The organism is Pseudothioclava alba (assembly GCF_033100795.1).
Lineage (GTDB): Bacteria > Pseudomonadota > Alphaproteobacteria > Rhodobacterales > Rhodobacteraceae > Pseudothioclava.
This window is the reverse complement of sequence record NZ_JAWLVI010000004.1, coordinates 128,435-152,481: the sequence shown is the minus strand read 5'-3', so window position 1 is coordinate 152,481 and position 24,047 is coordinate 128,435. Positions and strand designations below refer to the sequence as shown.

27 protein-coding genes and 1 other RNA gene are annotated in these 24,047 nt (G+C 62.6%); 20 read left to right on the top strand and 8 right to left on the bottom strand.

Annotated elements, in window-relative coordinates:
• The first annotated feature begins 75 nt into the window (after positions 1–75).
• On the top strand, positions 76–525 hold the full coding sequence (locus RYZ20_RS10735) for a nucleoside deaminase (protein ID WP_317673313.1): 450 nt from the start codon (positions 76–78) through the stop codon (positions 523–525).
• Here the strand turns inward: RYZ20_RS10735 and RYZ20_RS10730 are convergent.
• On the bottom strand, positions 522–1,214 hold the full coding sequence (locus RYZ20_RS10730) for a metal-dependent hydrolase (protein WP_317673311.1): 693 nt from the start codon (positions 1,212–1,214) through the stop codon (positions 522–524). The genes RYZ20_RS10735 and RYZ20_RS10730 overlap by 4 nt on opposite strands.
• A gap of 116 nt (positions 1,215–1,330) precedes the next feature.
• Here RYZ20_RS10730 and gatC point away from each other — a divergent pair, with 116 nt between their 5' ends.
• From gatC to RYZ20_RS10685, 9 genes are all read left to right on the top strand, one after another.
• Positions 1,331–1,618 (top strand): Asp-tRNA(Asn)/Glu-tRNA(Gln) amidotransferase subunit GatC, encoded by a 288-nt coding sequence (gatC, locus tag RYZ20_RS10725; RefSeq protein ID WP_317673309.1) that lies wholly within the window; start codon positions 1,331–1,333, stop codon positions 1,616–1,618.
• Positions 1,615–3,093, top strand: a complete 1,479-nt coding sequence (gatA, locus tag RYZ20_RS10720) for an Asp-tRNA(Asn)/Glu-tRNA(Gln) amidotransferase subunit GatA (protein WP_317673307.1) — start codon at positions 1,615–1,617, stop codon at positions 3,091–3,093. Before gatC ends, gatA begins: the two co-directional genes overlap by 4 nt.
• Before the next feature lie 16 nt (positions 3,094–3,109).
• Positions 3,110–3,700, top strand: a complete 591-nt coding sequence (locus tag RYZ20_RS10715) for a hypothetical protein (protein ID WP_317673305.1) — start codon at positions 3,110–3,112, stop codon at positions 3,698–3,700.
• 4 nt (positions 3,701–3,704) lie between these two features.
• On the top strand, positions 3,705–4,388 hold the full coding sequence (locus tag RYZ20_RS10710) for an N-acetylmuramoyl-L-alanine amidase (RefSeq protein WP_317673303.1): 684 nt from the start codon (positions 3,705–3,707) through the stop codon (positions 4,386–4,388).
• Positions 4,389–4,430: 42 nt separating this feature from the next.
• Positions 4,431–4,827: RNase P RNA component class A (gene rnpB, locus RYZ20_RS10705), an RNA gene on the top strand.
• Between the two features lie 82 nt (positions 4,828–4,909).
• On the top strand, positions 4,910–5,296 hold the full coding sequence (locus RYZ20_RS10700; RefSeq protein ID WP_317673301.1) for a DUF302 domain-containing protein: 387 nt from the start codon (positions 4,910–4,912) through the stop codon (positions 5,294–5,296).
• 31 nt (positions 5,297–5,327) lie between these two features.
• Positions 5,328–6,038 carry a DUF533 domain-containing protein gene (locus RYZ20_RS10695; protein ID WP_317673299.1) on the top strand — a complete coding sequence of 237 codons (711 nt, stop codon included), beginning with the start codon at positions 5,328–5,330 and terminating at the stop codon, positions 6,036–6,038.
• A 156-nt stretch (positions 6,039–6,194) separates the two neighbouring features.
• Positions 6,195–6,362, top strand: a complete 168-nt coding sequence (gene rpmG, locus RYZ20_RS10690) for a 50S ribosomal protein L33 (RefSeq protein ID WP_317673297.1) — start codon at positions 6,195–6,197, stop codon at positions 6,360–6,362.
• A 124-nt stretch (positions 6,363–6,486) separates the two neighbouring features.
• On the top strand, positions 6,487–7,053 hold the full coding sequence (locus RYZ20_RS10685) for an NADase-type glycan-binding domain-containing protein (protein WP_317673295.1): 567 nt from the start codon (positions 6,487–6,489) through the stop codon (positions 7,051–7,053).
• 34 nt (positions 7,054–7,087) lie between these two features.
• Here RYZ20_RS10685 and pth read toward each other — a convergent pair whose 3' ends face one another.
• The 5 genes from pth to guaD form a co-directional block, all read right to left on the bottom strand.
• Entirely contained in the window at positions 7,088–7,774 is a 687-nt protein-coding gene (pth, locus tag RYZ20_RS10680; protein ID WP_317673293.1) for an aminoacyl-tRNA hydrolase, read from the bottom strand.
• Between the two features lie 106 nt (positions 7,775–7,880).
• Positions 7,881–8,498 carry a 50S ribosomal protein L25/general stress protein Ctc gene (locus RYZ20_RS10675; protein ID WP_317673291.1) on the bottom strand — a complete coding sequence of 206 codons (618 nt, stop codon included), beginning with the start codon at positions 8,496–8,498 and terminating at the stop codon, positions 7,881–7,883.
• 103 nt (positions 8,499–8,601) lie between these two features.
• Positions 8,602–9,087 carry a hypothetical protein gene (locus RYZ20_RS10670; RefSeq protein ID WP_317673289.1) on the bottom strand — a complete coding sequence of 162 codons (486 nt, stop codon included), beginning with the start codon at positions 9,085–9,087 and terminating at the stop codon, positions 8,602–8,604.
• 79 nt (positions 9,088–9,166) lie between these two features.
• Positions 9,167–10,330: an alpha-hydroxy acid oxidase gene (locus RYZ20_RS10665; RefSeq protein ID WP_317673287.1), complete on the bottom strand. Its 1,164-nt coding sequence runs from the start codon at positions 10,328–10,330 to the stop codon at positions 9,167–9,169.
• Between the two features lie 173 nt (positions 10,331–10,503).
• A complete protein-coding gene (gene guaD, locus RYZ20_RS10660) occupies positions 10,504–11,787 on the bottom strand; it encodes a guanine deaminase (RefSeq protein ID WP_317673285.1) in 1,284 nt (427 codons plus the stop codon).
• Between the two features lie 160 nt (positions 11,788–11,947).
• Between guaD and mgtE the strand changes: the two genes are divergently transcribed.
• The 3 genes from mgtE (at position 11,948) to RYZ20_RS10645 (ending at position 14,232) form a co-directional block, all read left to right on the top strand.
• A complete protein-coding gene (gene mgtE, locus RYZ20_RS10655; protein ID WP_317673282.1) occupies positions 11,948–13,333 on the top strand; it encodes a magnesium transporter in 1,386 nt (461 codons plus the stop codon).
• Positions 13,330–13,875, top strand: a complete 546-nt coding sequence (locus RYZ20_RS10650) for a 5-formyltetrahydrofolate cyclo-ligase (RefSeq protein WP_317673280.1) — start codon at positions 13,330–13,332, stop codon at positions 13,873–13,875. Before mgtE ends, RYZ20_RS10650 begins: the two co-directional genes overlap by 4 nt.
• 117 nt (positions 13,876–13,992) lie before the next feature.
• Positions 13,993–14,232, top strand: coding sequence for an HP1242/YdcH family protein (locus tag RYZ20_RS10645; protein WP_317673278.1), 240 nt, complete (start codon positions 13,993–13,995; stop codon positions 14,230–14,232).
• Between the two features lie 51 nt (positions 14,233–14,283).
• On the opposite strand, the gene RYZ20_RS10640 is transcribed toward RYZ20_RS10645, so the two are convergent.
• Positions 14,284–15,678: a helix-turn-helix domain-containing protein gene (locus RYZ20_RS10640; protein ID WP_317673276.1), complete on the bottom strand. Its 1,395-nt coding sequence runs from the start codon at positions 15,676–15,678 to the stop codon at positions 14,284–14,286.
• Between the two features lie 70 nt (positions 15,679–15,748).
• Complete coding sequence (locus RYZ20_RS10635) at positions 15,749–16,090, bottom strand: DMT family protein (protein ID WP_317673274.1); 342 nt, start codon at positions 16,088–16,090, stop codon at positions 15,749–15,751.
• Between the two features lie 179 nt (positions 16,091–16,269).
• Between RYZ20_RS10635 and RYZ20_RS10630 the strand changes: the two genes are divergently transcribed.
• The 7 genes from RYZ20_RS10630 to scpA all read left to right on the top strand — a co-directional run bounded on the left by RYZ20_RS10630 (position 16,270) and on the right by scpA (position 24,041).
• Positions 16,270–17,802 carry an acyl-CoA carboxylase subunit beta gene (locus RYZ20_RS10630; protein WP_317673271.1) on the top strand — a complete coding sequence of 511 codons (1,533 nt, stop codon included), beginning with the start codon at positions 16,270–16,272 and terminating at the stop codon, positions 17,800–17,802.
• Between the two features lie 57 nt (positions 17,803–17,859).
• Positions 17,860–18,279 carry a DUF6497 family protein gene (locus RYZ20_RS10625; RefSeq protein WP_317673269.1) on the top strand — a complete coding sequence of 140 codons (420 nt, stop codon included), beginning with the start codon at positions 17,860–17,862 and terminating at the stop codon, positions 18,277–18,279.
• A 196-nt stretch (positions 18,280–18,475) separates the two neighbouring features.
• Complete coding sequence (locus RYZ20_RS10620; protein WP_317673267.1) at positions 18,476–18,598, top strand: hypothetical protein; 123 nt, start codon at positions 18,476–18,478, stop codon at positions 18,596–18,598.
• A gap of 120 nt (positions 18,599–18,718) precedes the next feature.
• On the top strand, positions 18,719–19,108 hold the full coding sequence (locus RYZ20_RS10615) for a hypothetical protein (RefSeq protein WP_317673265.1): 390 nt from the start codon (positions 18,719–18,721) through the stop codon (positions 19,106–19,108).
• A gap of 322 nt (positions 19,109–19,430) precedes the next feature.
• A complete protein-coding gene (locus tag RYZ20_RS10610) occupies positions 19,431–19,631 on the top strand; it encodes a hypothetical protein (protein ID WP_317673263.1) in 201 nt (66 codons plus the stop codon).
• A gap of 171 nt (positions 19,632–19,802) precedes the next feature.
• Positions 19,803–21,806 carry an acetyl-CoA carboxylase biotin carboxylase subunit gene (locus tag RYZ20_RS10605; RefSeq protein WP_317673261.1) on the top strand — a complete coding sequence of 668 codons (2,004 nt, stop codon included), beginning with the start codon at positions 19,803–19,805 and terminating at the stop codon, positions 21,804–21,806.
• 105 nt (positions 21,807–21,911) lie between these two features.
• Positions 21,912–24,041, top strand: a complete 2,130-nt coding sequence (gene scpA / locus RYZ20_RS10600) for a methylmalonyl-CoA mutase (protein WP_317673259.1) — start codon at positions 21,912–21,914, stop codon at positions 24,039–24,041.
• Positions 24,042–24,047: the final 6 nt, after the last annotated feature.

Genomic DNA, 24,047 nt, shown 5'->3' with positions numbered 1-24,047 from the left:
AGGCCCGCTCATACATCTTTCCGCAGCACATGGGAAGCGGCTTGAATGGCCGCGAAATCCAAGCGATGAAGGGCCATGCGCTTTACGTCATTCATGGATCAGGCTTTGCTAGAGGCTCGCGCCGCCGCCGCGCGCGGTGAGGTTCCTGTGGGGGCGGTGATCGTCTCGCCGGACGGTGCGGTCGTGGCGCGCGCGGGCAACCGGACGCGCGAGCTGAACGACCCGACGGCGCACGCCGAAATTCTGGCGCTGCGGGCGGCCTGTGCGCTGGCTGGATCCGAGCGCCTGCCGGGCTATGACCTGTATGTGACGCTTGAACCCTGCCCGATGTGTGCCGCGGCCCTGTCGAACGCGCGGATTGCGCGGATTTATTATGGCGCGGCTGATCCCAAGTCGGGCGGCGTGGCGCAAGGGCCGCGCATTTTTGCGCATCCCCAATGCCACCACGTCCCCGAGGTCTATGACGGGATTGCCGCCGCCGAGGCCGAGAGGCTGCTCAAAGAGTTCTTCGCCGCGCGGCGTTAAAGCGTGATCGGCGCCATTACCTGTGGCTCGATCACCTGCACGCCCGGCAGCCCGGCTTTCAACGCATCGGCGTTTTGCTCCAAAAGCGGGAAGGTCTTGTAGTGGCACGGGATCACGGTCTTGAAGTCGAAATATTTTTGCGCCGCCCAGGCTGCCGCCTTCATATCCATCGTGAAATGACCGCCCGCGCAGAGGATGCCGATGTCGGGCGCGTGATATTCGCCCATCCAGCCCATGTCGGCCATGATGGTGGTGTCGCCCGAGACATAGATCGTATGGCCTTCCCCCGCGATCATATAGCCCGCCTCGCCCCCCGCGTAGACCGGCCCCTTGTCGGACCCGAGCGAGGACGAATGGATCGCCGGAACCATCGTGACTTTCGCGCCGTTCAGGTCGATCGTGCCGCCCTTGTTATAGCCGATCCCCTTGATCGCCTCGTGCTGCTCCCAAAAGCTGATCAGGTCATAGATGCCCGCAACGGGGATGCCTTGATCCTTCGCGATGGCCAGCGCGTCTGACGAATGGTCGCCGTGGCCGTGGGTCACCAGAATGTGGGTCGCGCCTGCGATTGCCTCGGCGCGGCGCTCGGCCGGGAAAGCCGGATTGCCGCTTAGCCACGGGTCGATCAGGATCACCGCGCCTTCGATTTCCAGCCGAAACCCCGAATGCCCAAGCCACGTCAGTCGCATCTTCCCCTCCGTTTTGCCGTGCCCTTAGACTAGCGCAGATCGCGCCAGAGGGAAGCGCGGCTTGAAAGCCACCCGCCTTGCCGCTAAACCCGTGCGCAAGACAACCGGAGAGCCCAATGTCCATTGACATCGACACCGCCCGCAAGGTGGCGCATCTGGCCCGCATTCAAGTGGCCGAGGACGATCTGCCCGAGCTCGCACGCGAGCTTTCGGGTATTCTGACCTTCATGGAGCAACTGAACGAAGTGGACGTGGAGGGGATCGAGCCGATGACCTCTGTCACGCCTATGCGCCTTAAGCGCCGCGTCGATGTTGTGACCGATGGCGGCTATCAGGACAAGATCCTCGCCAATGCCCCCGACGCCCGCGAGGGTTTCTTTGCCGTTCCGAAGGTGGTCGAATGAGCCTGAATAAACTGACGATTTCCGCCGCCCGCGACGCGCTGCGCAAGGGCGAGACGACCTCGGTCGCGCTGACCGAAAGCTGCCTTGCGGCGATTGATGAAGCCGGTGTGCTGAACGCCTATAGCACCAAGACGCCCGAGATCGCGCTGGAGCAGGCGAAGGCCGCTGATGCGCGCATTCAGGCCGGTGATGCCCCCGCGATGTGCGGTATCCCGCTGGGGATCAAAGATCTTTTCTGCACCAAGGGTGTCGCCTCGCAGGCCGCGAGCCGCATTCTTGAGGGCTTCAAGCCCGAGTATGAATCGACCGTGACCCAGAACCTGTGGGATGCGGGCGCGGTTATGCTGGGCAAGCTCAGCATGGACGAATTCGCGATGGGCTCGTCGAACGAGACCGCCTGCTATGGTCCCGTTGTGAACCCGTGGAAAGTCGATGATGTGCAGCGCACGCCGGGCGGCTCGTCGGGCGGGTCTGCGTCTGCTGTGGCGGCGGACCTGTGTCTGGCCGCGACCGGCACTGATACCGGCGGCTCGATCCGCCAGCCCGCCGCCTTCACCGGCATCGTGGGCATCAAGCCGACCTACGGACGCGTGTCGCGTTGGGGTGTGGTGGCGTTTGCGTCTTCGCTCGATCAGGCGGGGCCGATGACCAAATCGGTGCGCGATGCGGCGATCATGCTGGGCACGATGGCCTCGCATGACCCCAAAGATTCGACCAGCGCCGACATTGCGGTGCCGGATTTCGAAGCGGCGCTGACGGGCGACATTCGCGGCAAGAAGATCGGTATCCCGAAAGAATACCGCATGGACGGTATGCCCGCCGAGATCGAGAAGCTTTGGGCCGATGGCGCCGCGATGCTGAAGGATGCTGGCGCCGAGATCGTCGATATTTCGCTACCGCACACCAAATACGCGCTGCCCGCCTATTACGTTGTGGCGCCGGCCGAGGCGTCTTCGAACCTCGCGCGCTATGACGGGGTGCGCTATGGCCACCGCGCCAAGCTCGGCAAGGGCGACGGCATCGTCGAGATGTATGAAAAGACCCGCGCCGAGGGCTTTGGCCCCGAGGTGCAGCGCCGCATCATGATCGGCACCTATGTGCTGTCTGCGGGCTTCTACGACGCCTATTACAACCGCGCCCGCAAGGTCCGCGCGCTGATCAAGCGCGACTTCGATCAGGCGTTTGCCGCGGGTGTCGATGCGATCCTGACGCCCGCAACGCCCTCGTCGGCCTTCGGTCTGGGCGAGATGGCTTCGGCTGATCCGGTCGAGATGTATCTCAACGACGTCTTCACCGTGACGGTGAACTTGGCGGGCCTTCCGGGGATTTCGGTTCCGGTGGGTCTGGATGCCAAGGGACTGCCGATGGGGCTGCAACTGATCGGTCGCCCGTGGGAAGAGGGCGATCTGCTGAACCATGCCTATGTGCTTGAAAAAGCGTCAGGGTTCACGGCCAAGCCCGAAAAATGGTGGTAATCGTAAAGGTGGTATGATGCGCAAATTCGCCCTTATCCTTCCGGCTCTTCTGGTCGCGGCCTGCGATCCGGTGATCCCCAATTCAGGGGCAGGTGTCGGGTTTGGCGATTACGCGAATTATGCCGCCAAGCGCGAAGCAGAGTTGCGCGGCCAGCAGGCCGCGGCGCAAATGCCGATGTCGTCCGAAGCCTCTGCCGCGCAAAGCGCGCCGATGAGCGCGCTTGCGCCGCAGCCCGTGACCGCACCGGCCCCGGCTGCAACGCCCGAGGCATCGCTTGGCGCCGATGCGATGGCCTCGCTGGGGCTGTCTGCCCCTGCGGCTCCGGCCCCTACGGGGCCTGTTGTCACCAGCGGCACGGCAGGGCCGAACCTTGCCGCCTATGCCTTGTCCACGACCCATGCACCGGGCACGGCGCTGTATCAGCGTGGCGGTATCCATCTGATTTCAAATGAAAAGGCTTGCGCCAAGTTCATCTCGCCCGATCTGGCGCAGATGGCGTTCCTTGAGGCGGGTGGCCCCGCGAAAGACAGCAAGAACCTTGATCCCGACGGCGATGGCTTTGCCTGCGGCTGGGACCCGCGCCCGTTCCGCGCCGCGCGGAACTAAGGCCATGACCTTTCCGTCGCCTAATTTCGGCGCGCGGCGCGATGGGGCGGTGCCCGAACTCGTGGTGATCCATTACACGGCGATGACCTCGTGCGAGGCGGCGCGCAAGCGCCTGTGTCTGCCCGAGGCCGAGGTCTCGGCGCATTGGCTGATTTCCGAGGATGGCCGCGCCGAACAGCTTGTCGATGAGGCGATGCGCGCGTGGCACGCGGGCGCCGGAAGCTGGGGCGGGCGGGGCGATGTGAACTCGCGCTCCATCGGGATTGAGCTGTCGAACACCGGGTTTGCGCCCTTCCCCGAGCCGCAAATGGCGACGCTGGAGCAGGTTCTGGGCGGTATCCTGACGCGCTGGTCGCTGGGGCCAGAGGCGGTGATCGGGCATTCCGATATGTCCCCCGACCGCAAGATCGACCCCGGTCCGCGCTTTGACTGGCTGAGGCTGGCACGGCAGGGGCTTGCGCTCTGGCCCGAGCCGATGGCCGCGGCCCCCGCGCCCGATCCGGCGCGCTTTGCAGCTTTGGCGATGGCGTTTGGCTACCCTGATTTGTCCCCCGAGACCCTTCTGGCGGCCTTTCGGCTGCGGTTTCGCCCGCGCCACGACGGGCCGCTGGATGCCACCGACATGGCGATGATTGCTGACCTCTCGCTGCGCGCGGGCGCCGATGGCGGGGCGTGGCGCTCGTGCTAGTTCTTGACGCGCCCTGCCTGTGGGGCGTAAGGCACTCCTCGCGCGGATGGCTGGATGGCTGCGGCGCCCCGTAGCTCTGCGTTCGCGGATAGCCGGGGGGTCGAGGAAAGTCCGGACTCCATGAAGTAACGGTGCCGGGTAACGCCCGGCGGGGGCAACCCCAGGGAAAGCGCCACAGAGAACAAACCGCCCTGCATGTCGGGGTAAGGGTGAAACGGTGGGGTAAGAGCCCACCGCGGGACTGGTAACAGGACCGGCACGGCAAGCCCCACCGGGAGCAACGCCGAATAGGGACCGTGCGCCGCAATGGCAGGGGAACTTCGCCCCGAGCGGTCCGGGTTGGCGGCTAGATCCTGCGGGCAACCGCAGGGCCAGAGGAATGGTCATCCAGAGGGGTCCGCCCCTTGGACAAAATCCGGCTTACAGGCCATCCGCGCATATTCACACGGAAATGTAGGCCCATGCGGCTTGACGGGCGCGTCTCTTCGCGCGCCAATGGGGCGACCAGAAGGAGCTACCCCATGAGCTATACAATCGACCGTGTGATCTCTGACGCCGATTTCGCCACAGTCGAGGCGCGCACCCGTGCCGCCCTTGCCGATGCCGGTTTCGGCGTGCTGACCGAGATTGACGTCTCGGCCACGATGAAAGCCAAGATCGACGCGGATATGCCTGCCTATAAAATTCTGGGCGCGTGCAATCCGAAGCTCGCGTTTCAGGCGATCACACATGAACCGAAAATTGGCTCGATGCTGCCGTGCAACGTGATTCTGCGCGCGGTCGAGGGCGGCGTCGAAGTGTCGGCGGTGGACCCGATCGCCTCGATGCAGGCGATCGAGAACCCACATCTGGGCGAGGTCGCGACCAAGGTCAAAGGAATGCTTGCAGAGGTTGTCGCGGCGGTCTGATGCCCGCCCGCGTTGTTCAAAGGAGAGTAGGATGAGTTTTGTCAAAACACTGGCCACGCTGGCGGTCGGATTCGCGGCAGCCAAAGGCGTCGACAAGTTCCGCAAGATGGGCGGGATGGACGGCATGAAGGAGGCGCTGCGCGGGGCAGGGACTCCGGGCGGCATTGGCGACCAGATGGGCGAGATGGCCGAGAAATTCGGTGTGCCGGGCGGCAAGGATGCGGTGCGCGACATGTTCGCCAAATTCGGCGCGCAGGCCGCCACCGCAACCGAGGCGACCGAGGCCGGTCTTGGGTCGCTCATGGGGGCGATGACGGGGGCTGCGGCGGCTGGGGCCAAAGGCTTGGGCGACATGATGTCGGCAGTCACCGCTGGCACTCCGGTCAACGCGATGATGGAAGATCAGGCCAAGCTGATGATCCGCGCGATGATTCAGGCCGCCAAATCGGATGGCGAGATCGACGCGGAAGAGCGCCAGAATATCCTCGATCACCTAGGCGATGCCACCGACGAAGAGATCGCCTTTGTTCAGGCCGAGCTTGACGCGCCCGTTGACGTAGCGGCCCTTGCGGCGGCTGCGGGCGATGCCACCAAGGCGCAGGTCTATTCGGCGGCCCTGATGGCGATTACCGTCGATACCGAGGCCGAAAAGCAATATCTCGCGCAGCTTGCCTCGGCGCTTGGGCTTGAGACCGCAAAACTGTCCGAGATCCACAAGGCGATGGGAAAACCCTTTATCTGAGGGGGCGCAAAAATATTTCTGCGCTCGGGGAACGAATTTTTCACCCGAGCGCGGGTTTCATGGTTGACTCCGCCCCGATGCTGGCTAAAAGGCGGGCTTCAAGGATTTCGCGGGCGAGCGGGCCATTCCCGACCGCCCAGTGCTATGGAGACGAAAATGGCGAAGCCGACGACGATCAAGATCCGTCTGAACTCCTCGGCGGGCACCGGGCACTTCTATGTGACCAAGAAGAATGCCCGCACCATGACGGAAAAGATGACCGTGAAGAAATACGACCCGGTTGTCCGTAAGCACGTGGAATACAAAGAAGGCAAGATCAAGTAAGATCTGCCCTCTTGGGTTTCCAAAGGCCGCGCCTCGTGCGCGGTCTTTTGCGTTTTGACCTCGGTCATGGCGCGGGCACGCGGGGCGGCGCATGATCCCTTTGGCGCGCGGGAAAGGGGTATTCATGCGAAACACTCTCGGAATTGCAGTGGTGGTGGGCCTGATGGCGGGGAATGCGGGCGCCGAAGTGTGCGACGTCAACCCGATCATGACCGAACTGGTTGACGGCTATACGGTTTGCGCCTCGTCGGCCCTTCCGGCGGGCAAGTATTCCTATCGGCCCGCAGGGGTGTTTGCGCCCGATGCTGCGGGTTGGTGCGAGGGCGTGGCGGGCGATGGCACGGGCGAGTGGATCGAGTTGCGCCTGAACGAGCCTTACCCGCTGGACCGGCTGGTTCTGTATAACGGCTATGTCCGGCGCGGGGAGGTCAGCTATTCTGAAAACGCCCGCCCACGCCACCTGCTGATCGAGACCGACACGGGGCTTTCGGTGTTTCTTGAGGCGCGCGACACGCACGAGCCGCAGGAATTGCTGCTGGGGGATTTCCACAGGCTTCAGCGCATCCGCGTGACGCTGCTTGATAGCTATCCGGGCAGCAAATACCACGACACCTGCATTGACGCGCTCTTCCCCGATTTCGAGGCGATCCGCACGCTGGAATGGGAGCAGATGCAGGAGAGCGGCGGGTAGGGGGCTTGGCGCGCCCCGTGAGGGGCCGCAAGGGCTAGTCGCGCCGGAAGTGGTCCTTGAGCCGCTCGAACGGGCTGAGAGGGGCGCTGTCGGGCTTGGGCGCAGGCGTCGCGGCTGGCGCCTTCGGGGCGCCGGTGCCGGTGGACGAGCGCGGGGGTGCCACGCGCAGCGAGACCGCGTTCAGGAACTTTTGCGGCTCGCCCGCCGCCAGCATCGGAGCACCATCCGACAGCCCGCGCAGAAGGTCGTCCAGCAGGTCGCCCTCGGCCTTGGCGAAATCGGAAAGGACATAGCCCGCGACCCGCGCCTTATCGCCCGGATGGCCGATGCCAAGGCGCACGCGGGCATAGTCTGCGCCCATGTGCTGATGGATCGAGCGCAGCCCGTTATGGCCCGCGTGCCCGCCGCCAACCTTATGGCGGCATTTGCCGGGGGCAAGGTCCAGCTCGTCGTGGAAAACGGTGATGTCCTCGGGCGCGACCTTGTAGAAATCGGCGGCTGCGCGCACGGATTGACCGGACAGGTTCATGAAGGTCTCGGGCTTGAGCAATACCACACGGGCCGAGCCGAAGCGCCCCTCGCTGACCTGCCCCTGAAACTTGGCGCGCCACGGGCCAAAGCCGTGATCGGCGGCGATGCGGTCCAGCGCCATGAAGCCGATGTTGTGACGGTTCATCGCATATTTCGCCCCGGGGTTCCCGAGACCAACCCAAAGCTGCATGGCACTCTCCTTTGTCCTGCGGGTGATAGCGGGTCAGGGCCAAGGGCGCAAAATGAAAAACGCGAGGCCGAGGCCTCGCGCTGATCCTTGTCGAAGAACCGGAGGATTATTCCTCGGCGGCTGCTTCTTCCTCGTCGTCGGCACCACCGCCCAGACCTTTCGGTGCGGCGATGTTGGCGATCACAAAGTCACGCTCGATGGTCGGCTTGACGCCTTCGGGCAGCACGACGTTCGAGATGTGGATGACGTCGCCGATCTTGTGCTTTTCAAGGTCCACAACGATCTGCGAGGGGATGTCGCCGGCGAGAACGTTCAGTTCCACTTCCGGACGGACGATCGTCAGGGTGCCGCCGCGCTTGAGGCCAACGCACTTGTCTTCGTTGATGAACTCAACGTGGACGAAGAGGTTGATGCGCGATGCGCGGTGGGTGCGCATGAAGTCGATGTGCGTCGGCAGATCCTTGACCACGTCTTTCTGAACGCCGCGGCAGATCACGCGCACGTCTTCCTGACCTTCAACCTTGAGGTTGAACAGCGTCGACATGAAGCGGCCCTTGCGCAGGCGGGTCAGCAGCTTGTTGTAGTCGAAGTTCAGGGCAACAGGGTCTTTACCGTCGCCATAAACGATGCCGGGCACATAGCCCTCACGACGTGCTTGCCGAGCGGCCCCCTTGCCCGTCCCCGAACGCACGACGGCTTCGATCGTTTCGATCTCTTTAGCCATTTTGGTATCTCCAAGTTAAAAGTTCCGGGCCGCCTCCAAGGGTGTCGGGCCCATGAGGCGCTGGCCTTACGCGGAATCCGCCAAGATGGCAAGGGAAAAGGGGTCAGCCGTTGATGATTATGCTTGATCCCGGATTGAGCGTGCAGCCTCCGAACGAGACGGTTTTACGCACGGCAAAGATCACACGATTTTCGGGGATAGAGAAGCGCAGGCTTGCCGTCGCATCAGGCGCGTTCGGGTTCACGAATACGGCCGAGCTGTTGCCAGCGTTGAGCGTCACCGTGCGTGATGCGTCGTCAAATTCGAGCGACCAGACCGAGTCCGTCCGCAGGTTCAGCCGCAGGTTCGTATGCACGCAGGCACCCGCGGCGATAAAGTTTTGGTCGAAGAACACGACATCGCCGGAAAAATCCGAATAACGATAGCGGAACTGGCGGCAGTTGTAGTTCAGATTGCCAGAGACGCGCGTCGCGATGGTGTTCTCGTTATAGCTGACGTTCAGGCTCGCAAGGCGTTTGGCCAGCGCGGTATGCTGGGCGTTGATGTCGTCGGTGCTGAAGGCTTCAAAATTGCTATCTTCTGGAGTCATAACGACCTCTCGTTCGGGTGGGGTTACTCCCGAACGATACAGGCTGAGGTCTCTGGCGCAAGGTCTTAGGGGCGTTCGCTCAGGTATAGGTGTCCAGAAACCCCTTCGGCACCAGCACGTTGCCGCGGTGCAGGTTTTGCACGCTTTTCTCGCCGCACAGCGCCATCGAGGTATCCAGTTCCTTTTGCAGGACTTCCAGCGCCTTGGTGACGCCCGCCTCGCCCATCGCGCCAAGCCCGTTGACATAGGCCCGCCCGATCATCGTGCCTTTCGCGCCAAGCGCCATCGCCTTCAGGATGTCCTGACCCGAGCGGATGCCGCTGTCGAGCCAGACTTCGGTCTTGTCGCCCACGGCGTCCACGATCGAGGGCAGCACGCGGATCGACGAGAGCGCCCCGTCAAGCTGGCGCCCGCCGTGGTTCGAAACCACAATCGCATCGGCGCCCGCAGCCGCCGCGCGTTCGGCGTCTTCGGGGTGCAGGATGCCCTTGAGGATCACCTTGCCGCCCCACATATCCATCAGGCGGCGGATGCGGTCCCAGTTGAGCGACTGGTCGAATTTCTCGGCCGTCCAGGAGGCCAGCGAGGACGGATCGGCCGCGCTGTCGACATGGCCCACGATATTACCAAAGAAGCGGCGCTTGGTGCCCAGCATCTCGAGCCCCCACCGCCATTTCGTCGCGAGGTCCAGCATCACCGGCACGGTGAATTTCGGCGGCGCGGTCAGGCCGTTTTTCAGGTCTTTGTGGCGCTGCCCCAGAAGCTGCAGGTCAACCGTGATAACCAGGGCCGAGCAGCCAGCCGCCCGCGCGCGTTGCAGGACGCGGGTGTTATAATCGTCGTCGGTCAGTGTGTAGATCTGGAACCAGAAGGGCGCGTCGGTGTTGTCGGCCACATCCTCGATCGAGCAGATCGACATCGTGGACAGCGTGTAAGGCACGCCGAATTTCGCGGCTGCGCGGGCGGCCTTGATCTCGCCGTCGGCGCGCTGCATCCCCGTCAGGCCAACGGGCGCAAGCGCGACCGGAAGCGAGACATCCTGCCCAAGCATCTTGGTGCCCGTCGAGCGCCCCGTCATATCGACCGCGACACGCTGGTTGATGCGGATCTGGGCGAAGTCGGAGGTATTTTCGCGGAAGGTCTGTTCGGTGTAGGAGCCGCTTTCCGCGTAATCGTAAAACATCTTGGGCGTGCGTTTTTTATGCAGCCGCTTGAGGTCTTCGATGCAGGTGATGACGGGCATGACAACTCCTTCGGGTTGAATTGGTTATGTTCTATTACCAATTCTGACCGCTTCGCGCAATCCTTTGTGTGTTTGTCCTGACCAATTCGCGAATGGCGCGTCCGAAGCCGGGGCTTGCGCGGCTTGGGGGCATCGAGCCCCGCGCGCCGCGCCGGGACGCTGCGCACCCCGTTTCAGCGCTGGCGGATACCGTTGATCCAGATGTCCGAAATCGCGCGGTCATCGCCCATCATGATCGTCGGGAAGAGCGCCTCCCAGAAGCTATCCGCCCGCGCGTGGCGTTGGGCAATCGCGTCGGTCGAGGCGAGGTCGATCACCATCAGGTCGGCCTCCATCCCCGCTGCCAGATTGCCGACCTTGTCGCTGATCCGCAGCGCTTCGGCCGAGCCTTGGGTCGCCAGCCACCACAGTTCTGCCGGATGCAGCGGGCGGTGGCACAGTTGCGCGACCTCATAGGCCGAGGCCATCGTGCGCAGCATCGAAAACGACGAGCCGCCGCCGGTATCCGTGGCCAGCCCGATCACCGCGCCGTCGCGCGACAGCCCGTCCATGTCGAACAGCCCCGAGCCGATAAAGGTATTCGACGTCGGGCAATGCGCCAGTGCCGCACCGGTTTCCAAAAGCCGCGCCCGCTCGCGCGGTTCAAGGTGGATCGCGTGGCCGTAAACGCCGTTTTGCCCCAGAAGCCCGTGGGATTCGTAGATGTCCAGATAGTCGCGCGCCTGCGGATACAGCGATTTGACCCATTCGATTTCGTCGGTTTGCTCGCTCAGATGGGTCTGCATCAGGCAGTCGGGATGCTCGGCCCAAAGCGCGCCAAGGGCCGAAAGCTGTTCGGGCGTCGAGGTGGGGGCAAAGCGCGGGGTGATTGCATAGCCAAGCCGGTCCACCCCATGCCAGCGCTGCAAGAGCGCCTTGCTGTCGTCATAGGCCGATTGGGCCGTGTCGCGCAGCCCCTCGGGGGCGTTGCGGTCCATACAGGTCTTGCCGCCAAGCGCGCGCATCCCGCGCCGCCCGGCCTCGGCAAAGAAGGCCTCGACGCTTTCGGGGTGGATCGTGCAATAGGAGCACATCGTCGTCGTGCCATGCGCGATCGCCAGATCGAAATAGCTGCTGGCGATTTCGGCGGCATGGGCGGGGTCGGCAAAGCGCATCTCTTCGGGGAAGGTATAGCTGTTGAGCCAGTCGATCAGCCGCTTGCCCCAGCTCGCGATGATCGCGGTTTGCGGATAATGCACATGCGCATCCACAAATCCCGCCGAGATCAGCCGCTCGCCATAATCGTGGATCTGCGCGGTGGGGTGGGTGGCGCGCAGGCTGTCCGCCTCGCCCACGGCGGCGATATGCCCGCCCTCGACCAGCACCGCGCCGCGGCGGATATGATGGGCGGTCTCCAGCCCCTCTCGCAGGGGATTTCCCGAGAAATAAAGCACTTGGCCGAGTAAGAGGTGGGGCATCGCGGGTCTCCTTCGGTGCCATGCTATGCGCGCGGACCGCACAGGTAAATCCGCGATTATTTTCTCGCCGCTTTTCAGGGTTTTTTCCGGCGGCCCCCTGTTTTTCCGCGGCCCGTCCGGCTAATCTCCGCCGCGCGAGAACACGGGGGATGTAGGGCGGATGGCGGAAGAGCGCGAAGAAGAACTCGAACGCGAAGAAGAGGATTTTCGTCTCGACGCTGATCTCGTCGATGAAATCCTCGAGGCGGTCGAGGCCGAGGACGCCGCGCGCCTTGCCGAACAGCTTGAACCGCTGCACGCCGCTGACATCGCCGACCTTCTGGAACAGGTTTCGGGCCACGAACGGCGCGGGATTTTGCGCCTGTGGGGCCATGAGATGGACGGCGACGTCCTCTCGGAAATCGACGAGGGGATTCGCGACAAGGTTATCGCCGAACTGCCGGCTGACGTTCTGGCGGACGCGGTGCGCGAGCTTGATTCGGATGACGTTGTCGACCTGATCGAAGACCTCGAAGAGCCGCAACAAGAGGCGATTCTCGACGCGCTGGACGAAAGCGACCGTGTCGCGGTCGAGCAGTCGCTGACCTATCCTGAATATTCTGCCGGCCGTCTGATGCAGCGCGAGGTGGTGACCGCGCCCGAGCATTGGACCGTGGGCGAGGCGATTGACTTCCTGCGTCGCGCTGAATGGCTGCCCGATCAGTTCTACCATGTGATCCTTGTCGATCCGGCGCATCATCCGGTGGGCTATGTGACGCTTGGGCGGCTTTTGGCGACGACGCGGGCGACGCCGCTTGCGACGATTGCCGAAGAGAGCTTCCGCACGATCTCGGCCTATCAGGAAGAGGCCGACGTCGCTTATGCATTCAACCAGTATCACCTGATCTCTGCGCCGGTTGTTGATGATGACGAGCGCCTTGTCGGTGTGATTACCATCGACGACGCGATGTCGGTGCTGGACGAGGAACACGAAGAGGACATCCTGCGCCTTGCAGGTGTGGGCGACGACTCTGCTATTACCGACACCGTGATCGAAACCGTGCGTCAGCGCATCCCGTGGCTGTTCGTGAATATGCTGACTGCGATTCTGGCCTCCAGCGTGATTGCGCTGTTTGAAGGGACCATCGAAAAGCTGGTGGCGCTGGCGGTCTTGATGCCGATTGTCGCCTCGATGGGCGGTAACGCGGGCACGCAGACGCTGACGGTTGCTGTGCGCGCCCTGGCCACCCGCGACCTGACCGAAAGCAACGTCTGGCGGGTCGTGCGACGCGAAGGCATGGTGGGGCTGGTGAACGGGCTGACCTTCGCGCTGGCGATGGGGGCGGTTGCGTGGTTCTGGTTCGGCACGGCAGAGCTTGGCCTTGTGATCGGTGTCGCAATGGTGGTGAACCTGGTCGTTGCCGCGCTGGCGGGGATCGTGATCCCGCTTACGCTTGAGAAACTGGGCGCGGACCCTGCACTGGCCTCGGGCACCTTTGTGACAACGGTGACCGATGTGGTGGGGTTCTTCGCCTTCCTTGGGCTGGCCGGAGTGATATTGCTATGACGAAACAACAGACACGCGCTGCGGCCTATAAAACCCGTGCGGCGCTGTTCGCAGATGGCGCCGAGCGTTCGGCGCGGGCCAATGACTGGCTGGCGACGATGCTGGCGCATCACGCGGGGCAACGCCTGTCCTTCTATATGCCGATCCGCACCGAGCTGGACCCGCGTCCGGCGGTGGCCTCGCATAACGGGCCGCTGTGCCTGCCGGTGGTCGATGCGCCCGATACGCCGCTGAGCTTCCGGTCGTGGCACGAGGGCGCGCAGATGGAAGAGGGTGCTTTCGGGGTCATGGTCCCCTCTGACCGCACCGAGATCACGCCCGAGGTTCTGATCGTGCCGCTTCTGGCCTTTGACCGGCGCGGGTTCCGGCTGGGCTATGGTGGCGGCTTTTATGACCGCACGCTGGAAAAGCTGCGCGCGGCCGGTCCGGTTACGGCCATCGGGTTTGCTTTTGCAGGGCAGGAAATGGCACATGTGCCGACCGAGCCGACGGACCAGAAGCTGGACCTTATCGTGACCGATCAGGGGATTTTCCAGCCCTGATTTGTCGCGTCGCCTTCGGGCGTGTGGCAAATTTTCTTTCGATATTGACACCAGTCAAGGCGCGTTTCCGGCGGGCGGGCTACTCTCTGATCGTAACAGAAGAAGGGAGACGCCTCTATGTCCAATACCCCGCACACGCTGCAGGAAGAATTTCCTCATGCAATGGAAAAGCTGCACGAGTTGAAAGTGTCGAACGCGCACTTCTCCAAGCTGCTGGACCAGTATGACGAGATCAATGATCAGGTCCACCGCGCAGAGACCCTTGTCGAGCCGATGGAGCAGCTAGCGGAGACGGCCCTGCGCAAGCAGCGTGCCGCGCTGAAAGATGAGATCGCGCAGATGCTTGCGACCGCCTAAGGCGCGAACAGGCATCAAGCAACTGGAGCCCCGGGGAAACCCGGGGCTTTTTTAGTCGATGTCGTAGGGCAGAAGGCCGCGGCGGTTCGGATCGACCGAAAGCCGGCGCTCCAGCGGCGGGACCGAGCGCTGGTGGCAATCCTTGCGCTCGCAGATCCGGCAGGAAATCCCGATTGGCTGATAGGCCTTGGGCGTGTTCAGCTCCATATCGTCGGCATAAACAAGGCCGCGCGCATGGCTGACCTCACAGCCCAGACAAATCGCGTAACGGCGCACCGGCGCGGTAAAGCTGCCCCCCGGTTTCGACACATCGCGCGCAAGACACAAATAGCGCACCCCGTCAGGCGTCTCGGCCAGTTGGCGCAGGAATTTTGTCGGGGTTTCAAAGGCCTGATGCACGTTCCACAGGGGGCAGGCGCCGCCGAAACGGGCGAATTGCAGGCGCGTGGCCGAGTGGCGCTTGGTGATAGTGCCCGCCTGATCGACGCGCACAAAGAAGAACGGGATGCCCTTGGCGCCGGGACGCTGAAGCGTAGACAGCCGATGCGCCACCTGCTCGATCGAGGCGCCGAAAATATCGGCCAGACGTTCAAGGTCATGGCGGGTTTCCTGCGCCGCCTCAAGGAAGGCACGATAGGGCAGAAGGGCGGCGCCCGCGAAATAGTTGGCCAGCCCGATTTTCGCGATGGAGCGCGCGGTCTCGGACTGGAAACGCGCCAGATCCAGCGTCGCCTCCAGCAGGTCGTTTTGCGAGATCAGCGCGACCTGATGCAGCAATTGAAACGCCTGCGTTGCCCGCCCCGCATGGGCGCCGATCCGCAGCACATTGCCCGCGCGCTGGCGCAGGTCCGTGGTCTCTGCGAATTGCACTTCGATGCCGCGCGCGCGCAGCGCCTCGGTCGCGCGTGCGATCGGGTCCAGCACCTTGCCGTTCGGGCTGATGAAATGCTCGGCCGCGCGGTCCACGGCGTCGATATAGTTGTCGCAATAATGAAAGAAGTCGCGCACCTCCTCCCACGGGCTGACCACGGTTTGCGCGCCTTCGCGGCCCAATGCCTCGTCGAGCGAAGCCAGCCGTTCATGCGCCTGCCGGTATGATCGGTGCATCTCAAGGAAGGCGCGGGCGAGGGCGGGCGCGTTCGAGGCGGTCAGGCGCAGATCGGCCAGGGGGGGCGCGGCGTCGGCAAAGATCGGGTCGGCCAGCGCCTCGCGCATATCCGAGACAAGCCGTTCGGCATCGCCCGCCGAAAGCTCGGTCACATCCAGACCAAACTCGCCCGCCAGCGCCAGAACCACCGCCGCCGAAACCGGACGGTGGTTGTTTTCCATCTGGTTCAGATAGGGCAGCGAGACCCCCAGCCGCTCGGCAAAGGATTTCTGCGTCAGCCCCAATCGCGTGCGGGTTTCGCGCAGCTTGACGCCTGCATAAAGTTTCTGGGTCGCCATGGAGCCTCGGTGGGTTGGTTTGCAAAGATCAGCCTATCTTTGCAAAGCGTCCGCGTCAAATGCCACGCTTCTAGCGGTCCAGAAATACCAGCGCGGCACCGATTGCGATCAGGGCAAAGCCGCCAAGCCCCATCCAACCCATCCTCTCGCCCAGATAGACCCAGCTGAACACGGCAAAAACGCTGAGCGAGATGAACTCTTGCATCGTCTTGAGTTGCGCGGCGCTGAGCGCACCATGCCCGATCCGGTTGGCCGGAACCTGCAAGGTATATTCGAAAAACGCGATTCCCCAGCTTGCCAGAATGACCACCCAAAGCGCGGTGGTCTTGAATTTCAGATGGCCATACCACGCGAAGGTCATAAAGACGTTCGAGGCGAGCAAAAGCAAAGCGGTCGCAAGAGGGGCGGGCATGAGGCCTCCGGGGCATTTGCGCCATTGCAGCCAAACCGCAGGTCCGGTCAAGAGGCCGCGTTTTTGCAGATTTGCAATTCGCAATCACGCATCTGCCAATTTTTTGCAAATTTACGCAAATCCGCTTTGTAATAAACTTGCGTCAAGCTAGGGTGCGCCAAACCTTCGGAGGGGAGTCCATGAAAGATATCCTGCAACAGCTGGAAGAGCGTCGTGCACAGGCGCGCCTTGGCGGCGGCGAGCGCCGCATCGACGCACAACACAAAAAAGGCAAGCTGACCGCGCGCGAGCGTATCGAGCTGCTGCTGGACGAGGATTCCTTCGAAGAATTCGACATGTTCAAGTCGCACCGCTGCACCGATTTCGGCATGGAATCGGATAAACCCGCGGGCGATGGCGTGATTACGGGCTGGGGCACGGTCAACGGCCGCATGGTCTATGTCTTCTCGCAGGACTTCACGGTGTTTGGCGGCTCGCTGTCGGAAACCCACGCCGAGAAGATCTGCAAGATCATGGATATGGCGATGCAAAATGGCGCGCCTGTGATCGGCATGAACGATTCGGGTGGTGCGCGGATTCAGGAAGGCGTGGCCTCGCTTGCGGGCTATGCCGAGGTGTTCCAGCGCAACATCATGGCCTCGGGCGTGGTGCCGCAGATCAGCCTTATCATGGGGCCGTGTGCAGGTGGCGCGGTCTATTCGCCTGCGATGACCGACTTCATCTTCATGGTGAAAGACACGTCCTACATGTTCGTGACCGGTCCCGACGTGGTGAAGACCGTGACGAACGAGGTCGTGACCGCCGAAGAACTGGGCGGGGCTTCGACCCACACCAAGAAATCTTCGGTCGCGGATGGCGCCTATGAGAACGACGTCGAGGCCATTGCCGAGACCCGCCGTCTGATCGACTTCCTGCCGCTGTCGAACCGCGAGAAGGCGCCGGTGCGCCCGTTCTTTGACGATGTCGCGCGGGTCGAGGATTCGCTTGATACACTGGTTCCGGCGAACCCGAACATGCCCTACGACATGAAGGAACTGATCCAGAAGATCGCTGACGAGGGCGATTTCTTCGAGATCCAAAAGGATTACGCGGGCAATATCATCACCGGTTTCGTTCGCATCGAAGGGCAGACCGTGGGCGTTGTCGCCAACCAGCCGCTGGTTCTGGCGGGCTGCCTTGATATTGACAGCTCGCGCAAGGCCGCGCGTTTCGTGCGCTTCTGCGATGCGTTCGAAATTCCGATCCTGACGCTTGTTGACGTGCCGGGCTTCCTGCCGGGAACCTCGCAGGAATATGGCGGGGTTATCAAGCACGGCGCGAAGCTCTTGTTCGCTTATGGCGAGGCAACCGTGCCGAAGGTCACGGTGATCACGCGCAAGGCCTATGGTGGCGCTTATGACGTTATGGCCTCCAAGCACCTGCGCGGCGATTTCAACTACGCCTGGCCGACCGCCGAGATCGCGGTGATGGGCGCGAAGGGTGCAGTTGAGATCCTCTATCGCTCGGAACTGGGCGACGCGGAAAAGATCGCGGCGCGCACCAAGAACTACGAAGACCGTTTCGCTAACCCGTTTGTGGCGGCGGAAAAAGGCTTCATCGACGAGGTGATCCAGCCGCGTTCGACGCGCCGCCGTGTGGCGCGTGCCTTTGCGTCTCTGCGCTCGAAAAAGCTCTCTAACCCGTGGAAAAAACACGACAATATTCCGCTGTAAGGGGGCTTGATGGGCTTTTCGGCAGGTAGGGCGAAGGGCGGATTGGCTAGCGGTCTGGTGACTGCTCTGATCTTCGCTGTGTCTGCCGGAGCCCAAAACGCGCCGGAAGGGCCGCTTGGCCCCGAGGGCACTTTCGGCGCGGCAATTCCGGTTCCCTCCGGTCAAGAGGTCTGGTGGGTGGATGCCTCACAGACCGAGGAAGGGCCGCAGGGATTGACCTACCGCTTCCGGTTTCTGGCGCCGCGGATCGGCGGTGTCGGGGCTTTGTCGCCGGATGTGGCGCTGCTGGATATTACGGCGCTGTGCGAGACCTATGTGGCGCCCAGATTGCCGTCGGGCGGGGCGCCGCAACCCGAACAGGTGGTGCTGAGCCTGTCAGACAGGATCGTGCCACTGGGCGAAGCCGTCCCCGAGGCGGTGCAATATTTCGAAGCCTACTCTGTCAGCGACGGGGTGTGCGAATGGGAGTTTTTCTGATGCGCAACCGGCGCGAGACTTGGCAGGCGATACAGGGGCAGGGCGCGCAGCCTTTTGTCGCCCCCTGCGCGTCGCCAAAGTTTCGCTTCGCCTTTGCCGATTTCCGCGCTACTCTCGCGGGCGGGCAAGTTGTTGTGCCTGAAACCAAAACCGGCCGCCGGATGACCGGTAAGCGCCGCACGGACAGGAGAAGTCTATGTCGAAGAAAGTTTTTGTCGCTCTCGCTCTCGTTGCATTCGCAGCCGCCTGCGCTCCGAAGCCCGAGCCGATGCCCGAGCCCGTCTCGGTCGAACCGGCCTACACCGGCAAATACAAATAATCCCGAAACGGGGTTTGGCGCTGGCCGCCGGACCCGTTTGAGTGATCTTTCACGGGGGCGGGCGCTTGCACTCGCCCCCGTGGTATGCCTGATGCAGCCTCAGATACAGGAGGGCATCAGATGCTGAAACACCGTTTCTTCCCCGGCCGTTTGTCGGGAACGGATTACCAATTCACCATTCGACGCGCGAATAAGAACGGCGCGACCAAGATTATCCGACGCGAGCGGTTCAAGGACCGCGCGCCTGCGGATCGTCGCGCGGACGCCGGTTTCATGGCGGCGCTTTGGGCGCATTTCGGCGAAGAACCGTTCGAGCGCGGCAATCTGGACGCCGGGCGGCTGAGCTGGCTCTTCGGGCGCGAGGTTGTCCCCGCCGAAGAGCCGTTTGACCCCGAATCCTATGACGCGCTTCTGAAAATTGATGTGGCAAAGGCGCAGGTCTCGTTTTCCGAGGTCTTCGCAAATCCTGACGCCTTTGATTGGGACGATGACGAGGGGGATTGGGCATGATCCTGCCGTGCGCCCCCGTCAATCGGCGCTTTGTTGCGCATGGTTGCGCGCGCCCGCAGTTTGGCTTTGCCAGCGCGGGCCGCGGGGCGCATGATGATCTGGCTTGCGCGAACCCGTCGCAGAACGGCGGCAAGCTGATCCCTATCCCTTCCCCGATCGACAGATCCGGCCTTCGGGCCGGATCCCTTGGGGATGCGTCGCTTTGGCGCAACTTTGCCGATTGCGGGCAATTGCGCGGCTATCACGCTGAAATGAACTTGGAACTTCCCGAAATCGGAGTAGGATTCACTGGAATAACTACTCAGAACGGAGGCAGTTCCACATGCGTAAATCTCTCTTCCTTCTCGCGCTTCTTGGCGCAACGGCAGTCGCGGGCTGTATGCAGACCGATGGCGAGCGCGCCCTTGCGGGTGCCGCCACGGGCGCAATCGTCGCGGATGTGCTTGATACCAACATCGTTGCCGGCGCAGCCGTCGGCGCGCTTACGGGCACCTATTGCGACGACGCGGGCGTCTGCCGCTGATCTTTACCGCACGCCGCGCCTGAACGTCCGTTCGCGCCGCGCAGCACCATCGCTGAATACCGCCACCGGGGGACTGTCCTCCGGTGGCGTTTTTGTTTCAACCGATCGATCTGAAATCACGAAGAGCGGGGCGGGGGTAATGACCTCTGCACCCGATGGGAAGGGACCGACATGTTCAAGAAAATCCTGATCGCAAACCGCGGCGAGATCGCCTGCCGCGTGATCAAATCGGCACGCAAGATGGGCATCAAGACGGTTGCCGTCTATTCCGATGCCGATGCGCAGGCACTGCATGTGCAGATGGCCGACGAGGCCGTTCATATCGGTCCGCCGCCCGCGAACCAGTCCTATATCGTGATCGACAAGATCATGGATGCGATCCGTCAGACCGGTGCCGAGGCTGTGCATCCGGGCTATGGCTTCCTGTCCGAGAACATGAAATTCGCCGAAGCGCTTGAAAAAGAAGGCGTTGCCTTCATCGGCCCGCCGTCCCCCGCGATCGAGGCGATGGGCGACAAGATCACCTCGAAGAAGATCGCGCAAGAGGCCGGTGTCTCGACGGTTCCGGGCTATATGGGCCTGATCGAGGACGCGGAAGAGGCGGTGAAAATCTCGCAGCAGATCGGCTATCCGGTGATGATCAAGGCGTCTGCCGGCGGCGGCGGCAAGGGGATGCGGATTGCGTGGAACGACACCGAGGCACGTGAGGGCTTCCAGTCGTCCAAGAACGAGGCTGCGAACTCGTTTGGCGATGACCGTATCTTCATCGAGAAGTTCGTGACCCAGCCGCGCCACATCGAAATTCAGGTGTTGGCCGACAAGAACGGCAACTGCGTCTACCTGCACGAGCGGGAATGCTCGATCCAGCGCCGGAACCAGAAGGTGATCGAAGAGGCACCCTCGCCGTTCCTTGACCCCGAGACCCGCAAGGCGATGGGTGAGCAGGCGGTCGCGCTGGCCAAGGCTGTGGGCTATGCCTCGGCGGGGACGGTGGAATTCATCGTCGATGGCGACAAGAATTTCTACTTCCTTGAGATGAACACCCGCCTTCAGGTGGAGCACCCCGTGACCGAGCTGATCACCGGCGTCGACCTTGTCGAGCAGATGATCCGTGTGGCGAACGGCGAGTCGCTGCCCTTCAAGCAGGAAGATCTGAAAATCAACGGTTGGGCGATGGAATCGCGCCTGTATGCCGAAGACCCCTATCGCAACTTCCTGCCCTCGATCGGGCGCCTGACCAAATATCGCCCGCCGGTCGAAGGCCAAAGTGCCAGCGGCGGCATCGTGCGCAACGATACCGGCGTCTATGAGGGCGGCGAGATCTCGATGTATTACGACCCGATGATCGCGAAGCTTTGCACCTGGGGCGAGGATCGCGCGCATGCCATCGAGGAAATGCGTCTGGCGCTGGATACCTTCGAGGTGGAGGGCATCGGCCACAACCTGCCGTTCTGCTCGGCGGTGATGGACCATCCGAAGTTCTGCTCGGGCGATATGACCACGGCCTTCATCGCCGAGGAATATCCCGAAGGGTTCGAGGGTGTGACGCTGGGGGAATACACGCTCAAACGCGTGGCTGCCGCAGCCGCCGCGATGAACCGTGTGGCCGAGATTCGCCGCACGCGCATCTCGGGGACGCTTGGCAACCACGAGCGTAAAGTCGGTGACGACTGGGTCGTGAGCCTGCAAGACGAGGATTTCACGGTTCAGATTTCGGCCGACAAGCAAGGCTCGACCATCCGCTTTGACGATGGTTCGGAGCTGCGCGTCGAAAGCGACTGGACGCCGGGTGACTCGCTGGCGACGCTGTCGGTTGGCGGTGAAACGCTGGTGCTCAAGGTCGGCAAAATCCCGATGGGCTTCCGCCTGCGCGTGCGCGGCGCCGATCTTAAGGTCAATGTCCGCACCCCGCGCCAGCACGAGCTTGCACAGCTTATGCCGGTGAAGCTGCCGCCGGATACCTCGAAGTTCCTGCTCTGCCCGATGCCGGGTCTGGTGGTCTCGATCGCGGTCGAGGAAGGCCAGGAAGTGCAGGAAGGTCAGGCACTTGCGACCGTCGAAGCGATGAAGATGGAAAACATCCTGCGCGCCGAGCGTAAGGGCATCGTGAAGAAGGTCAACGCCGCCGCCGGAGCCTCGCTCAAGGTCGACGATGTGATCATGGAGTTCGAATAACGCCTCCTCCGGCCCTGCCAAGCGCGCAGGGCCGGACATGAATTTCAGAACAGACGCCAAGGGGGGCAGCCCCGCCTCGGGTCAGTCGAAGGAAGGATCGGTCCGATGACCAACAAGACAGAAAAATGGCGCGCCCTTGCCGAGAAAGAGCTTCGTGGCAAGCCGGTCGACAGCCTGAACTGGAACACCCTCGAAGGGATCGAGGTGAAGCCGCTTTACACCGAGGCCGACCTTGACGGGCTGGACCATCTGGGCACCATGCCGGGGATCGAACCCTTCACCCGTGGCCCGCGCGCGACCATGTATGCGGGCCGCCCGTGGACGATCCGCCAATATGCGGGTTTTTCGACCGCCGAGGAATCGAACGCGTTCTACCGCAAGGCACTGGCCGCCGGTCAGCAGGGTGTTTCGGTCGCGTTCGATCTGGCCACGCACCGCGGTTATGACAGCGATCACCCGCGCGTTGTGGGGGATGTCGGCAAGGCCGGTGTGGCGATCGACTCGGTCGAGGATATGAAAATCCTCTTTGACGGTATCCCGCTGGATCAGGTCTCGGTCTCGATGACGATGAACGGCGCGGTCATTCCGGTTCTGGCGAATTTTATCGTCACCGGCGAAGAGCAGGGCCATGACCGCTCGGTTCTGTCCGGCACGATTCAGAACGACATTCTCAAAGAGTTCATGGTCCGCAATACCTATATCTATCCGCCCGAGCCTTCGATGCGGATCATCGCGGACATCATTGAATACACCTCGAACGAGATGCCGAAATTCAACTCGATCTCGATCTCGGGCTATCACATGCAAGAGGCAGGCGCGAACCTCGTGCAGGAACTCGCCTACACGCTTGCGGACGGGCGCGAATATGTGCGCACGGCCATTGCCGCAGGCATGGATGTCGACAAGTTCGCAGGGCGTCTGTCGTTCTTCTTCGCGATCGGCATGAACTTCTTCATGGAAGTCGCCAAGCTGCGGGCCGCGCGCCTTTTGTGGACGCGGATCATGAAAGAGTTCAACCCGCAGAAACCCGGTAGCCTGATGCTGCGCACCCACTGCCAAACCTCTGGCGTCAGCTTGCAGGAACAGGACCCCTACAACAACGTTGTGCGCACCGCCTACGAAGCGATGGCCGCGGCCCTTGGTGGCACGCAGTCGCTGCACACCAACGCGCTGGATGAAGCGATTGCCCTGCCGACCGAATTCTCGGCCCGCATCGCGCGCAACACGCAGTTGATCTTGCAAGAAGAGACCGGCGTGACCAATGTCGTCGATCCGCTGGCGGGGTCGTATTACATCGAAACGCTGACCGCGCAGCTTGCCGATGAGGCATGGAAGCTGATCGAGGAAGTCGAGGAAATGGGCGGCATGACCAAGGCAGTTGCCAGCGGCATGCCCAAGCTGCGCATCGAGGAATCGGCCGCGCGTCGTCAGGCGATGATCGACCGTGGCGAAGAGGTGATTGTGGGCGTGAACAAGTATCGCCTCGCCAAAGAAGACCCGATCGACATTCTCGACATCGACAACGTCAAGGTCCGCGAGGCGCAGATCGCGCGTCTGGACAGCATCCGTGCAACCCGTGATGAGGCAAAGTGTCAGGCCGCCTTGGCGGAGCTTACGCGGCGCGCGAAAGAGGGTGGCAACCTTCTGGAGGCGGCCGTCGAGGCCGCGCGCGCGCGCGCTTCTGTTGGAGAGATTTCGATGGCGATGGAAAACGAGTTCGGGCGTCACCGCGCCGAGGTTCGCACGCTCGCAGGGGTTTACGGCTCGGCCTATGAGGGCGACGAGGGCTTTGCCCAGATCCAGAAAGACGTCGATGCATTCGCCGAGGCCGAAGGCCGCCGTCCGCGGATGCTGGTCGTGAAGATGGGGCAAGACGGGCATGACCGCGGCGCCAAAGTGATCGCGACGGCCTTTGCGGACATCGGCTTTGACGTTGACGTCGGCCCGCTGTTCCAGACGCCGGAAGAGGCCGCTCAGGACGCCATTGATAACGATGTGCACGTCGTGGGCATCTCGTCTCAGGCAGCAGGTCACAAGACCCTCGCGCCCAAGCTGATCGAGGCGCTGAAGGAAAAAGGTGCCGAGGATATTATCGTGATCTGTGGCGGCGTTATCCCGCAGCAGGATTATGACTTCCTGAAAACGGCTGGCGTGAAGGCGATCTTTGGCCCCGGCACCAATATTCCGGCCGCCGCGCGCGAAATTCTGGAAATCGTGCGCAAAGCGCGTAGCTAAGCGGTG

Bases quoted from the DNA above. Each gene is read 5' to 3' on its own strand.
- mgtE (WP_317673282.1), top strand. From the start codon at position 11,948: ATGGCGGAAGAGCGCGAAGAAGAACTCGAACGCGAAGAAGAGGATTTT.
- pth (WP_317673293.1), bottom strand. From the start codon at position 7,774: ATGCAGCTTTGGGTTGGTCTCGGGAACCCCGGGGCGAAATATGCGATG.
- RYZ20_RS10645 (WP_317673278.1), top strand. From the start codon at position 13,993: ATGTCCAATACCCCGCACACGCTGCAGGAAGAATTTCCTCATGCAATG.
- RYZ20_RS10675 (WP_317673291.1), bottom strand. From the start codon at position 8,498: ATGGCTAAAGAGATCGAAACGATCGAAGCCGTCGTGCGTTCGGGGACG.
- RYZ20_RS10685 (WP_317673295.1), top strand. From the start codon at position 6,487: ATGCGAAACACTCTCGGAATTGCAGTGGTGGTGGGCCTGATGGCGGGG.
- RYZ20_RS10715 (WP_317673305.1), top strand. From the start codon at position 3,110: ATGCGCAAATTCGCCCTTATCCTTCCGGCTCTTCTGGTCGCGGCCTGC.
- RYZ20_RS10620 (WP_317673267.1), top strand. From the start codon at position 18,476: ATGTCGAAGAAAGTTTTTGTCGCTCTCGCTCTCGTTGCATTCGCAGCC.
- RYZ20_RS10730 (WP_317673311.1), bottom strand. From the start codon at position 1,214: ATGCGACTGACGTGGCTTGGGCATTCGGGGTTTCGGCTGGAAATCGAA.
- RYZ20_RS10630 (WP_317673271.1), top strand. From the start codon at position 16,270: ATGAAAGATATCCTGCAACAGCTGGAAGAGCGTCGTGCACAGGCGCGC.
- RYZ20_RS10735 (WP_317673313.1), top strand. From the start codon at position 76: ATGCGCTTTACGTCATTCATGGATCAGGCTTTGCTAGAGGCTCGCGCC.
- RYZ20_RS10695 (WP_317673299.1), top strand. From the start codon at position 5,328: ATGAGTTTTGTCAAAACACTGGCCACGCTGGCGGTCGGATTCGCGGCA.
- RYZ20_RS10665 (WP_317673287.1), bottom strand. From the start codon at position 10,330: ATGCCCGTCATCACCTGCATCGAAGACCTCAAGCGGCTGCATAAAAAA.
- gatC (WP_317673309.1), top strand. From the start codon at position 1,331: ATGTCCATTGACATCGACACCGCCCGCAAGGTGGCGCATCTGGCCCGC.
- RYZ20_RS10640 (WP_317673276.1), bottom strand. From the start codon at position 15,678: ATGGCGACCCAGAAACTTTATGCAGGCGTCAAGCTGCGCGAAACCCGC.
- RYZ20_RS10650 (WP_317673280.1), top strand. From the start codon at position 13,330: ATGACGAAACAACAGACACGCGCTGCGGCCTATAAAACCCGTGCGGCG.
- RYZ20_RS10700 (WP_317673301.1), top strand. From the start codon at position 4,910: ATGAGCTATACAATCGACCGTGTGATCTCTGACGCCGATTTCGCCACA.
- RYZ20_RS10610 (WP_317673263.1), top strand. From the start codon at position 19,431: ATGCGTAAATCTCTCTTCCTTCTCGCGCTTCTTGGCGCAACGGCAGTC.
- scpA (WP_317673259.1), top strand. From the start codon at position 21,912: ATGACCAACAAGACAGAAAAATGGCGCGCCCTTGCCGAGAAAGAGCTT.
- RYZ20_RS10635 (WP_317673274.1), bottom strand. From the start codon at position 16,090: ATGCCCGCCCCTCTTGCGACCGCTTTGCTTTTGCTCGCCTCGAACGTC.
- guaD (WP_317673285.1), bottom strand. From the start codon at position 11,787: ATGCCCCACCTCTTACTCGGCCAAGTGCTTTATTTCTCGGGAAATCCC.
- RYZ20_RS10605 (WP_317673261.1), top strand. From the start codon at position 19,803: ATGTTCAAGAAAATCCTGATCGCAAACCGCGGCGAGATCGCCTGCCGC.
- RYZ20_RS10615 (WP_317673265.1), top strand. From the start codon at position 18,719: ATGCTGAAACACCGTTTCTTCCCCGGCCGTTTGTCGGGAACGGATTAC.
- RYZ20_RS10710 (WP_317673303.1), top strand. From the start codon at position 3,705: ATGACCTTTCCGTCGCCTAATTTCGGCGCGCGGCGCGATGGGGCGGTG.
- gatA (WP_317673307.1), top strand. From the start codon at position 1,615: ATGAGCCTGAATAAACTGACGATTTCCGCCGCCCGCGACGCGCTGCGC.
- rpmG (WP_317673297.1), top strand. From the start codon at position 6,195: ATGGCGAAGCCGACGACGATCAAGATCCGTCTGAACTCCTCGGCGGGC.
- RYZ20_RS10670 (WP_317673289.1), bottom strand. From the start codon at position 9,087: ATGACTCCAGAAGATAGCAATTTTGAAGCCTTCAGCACCGACGACATC.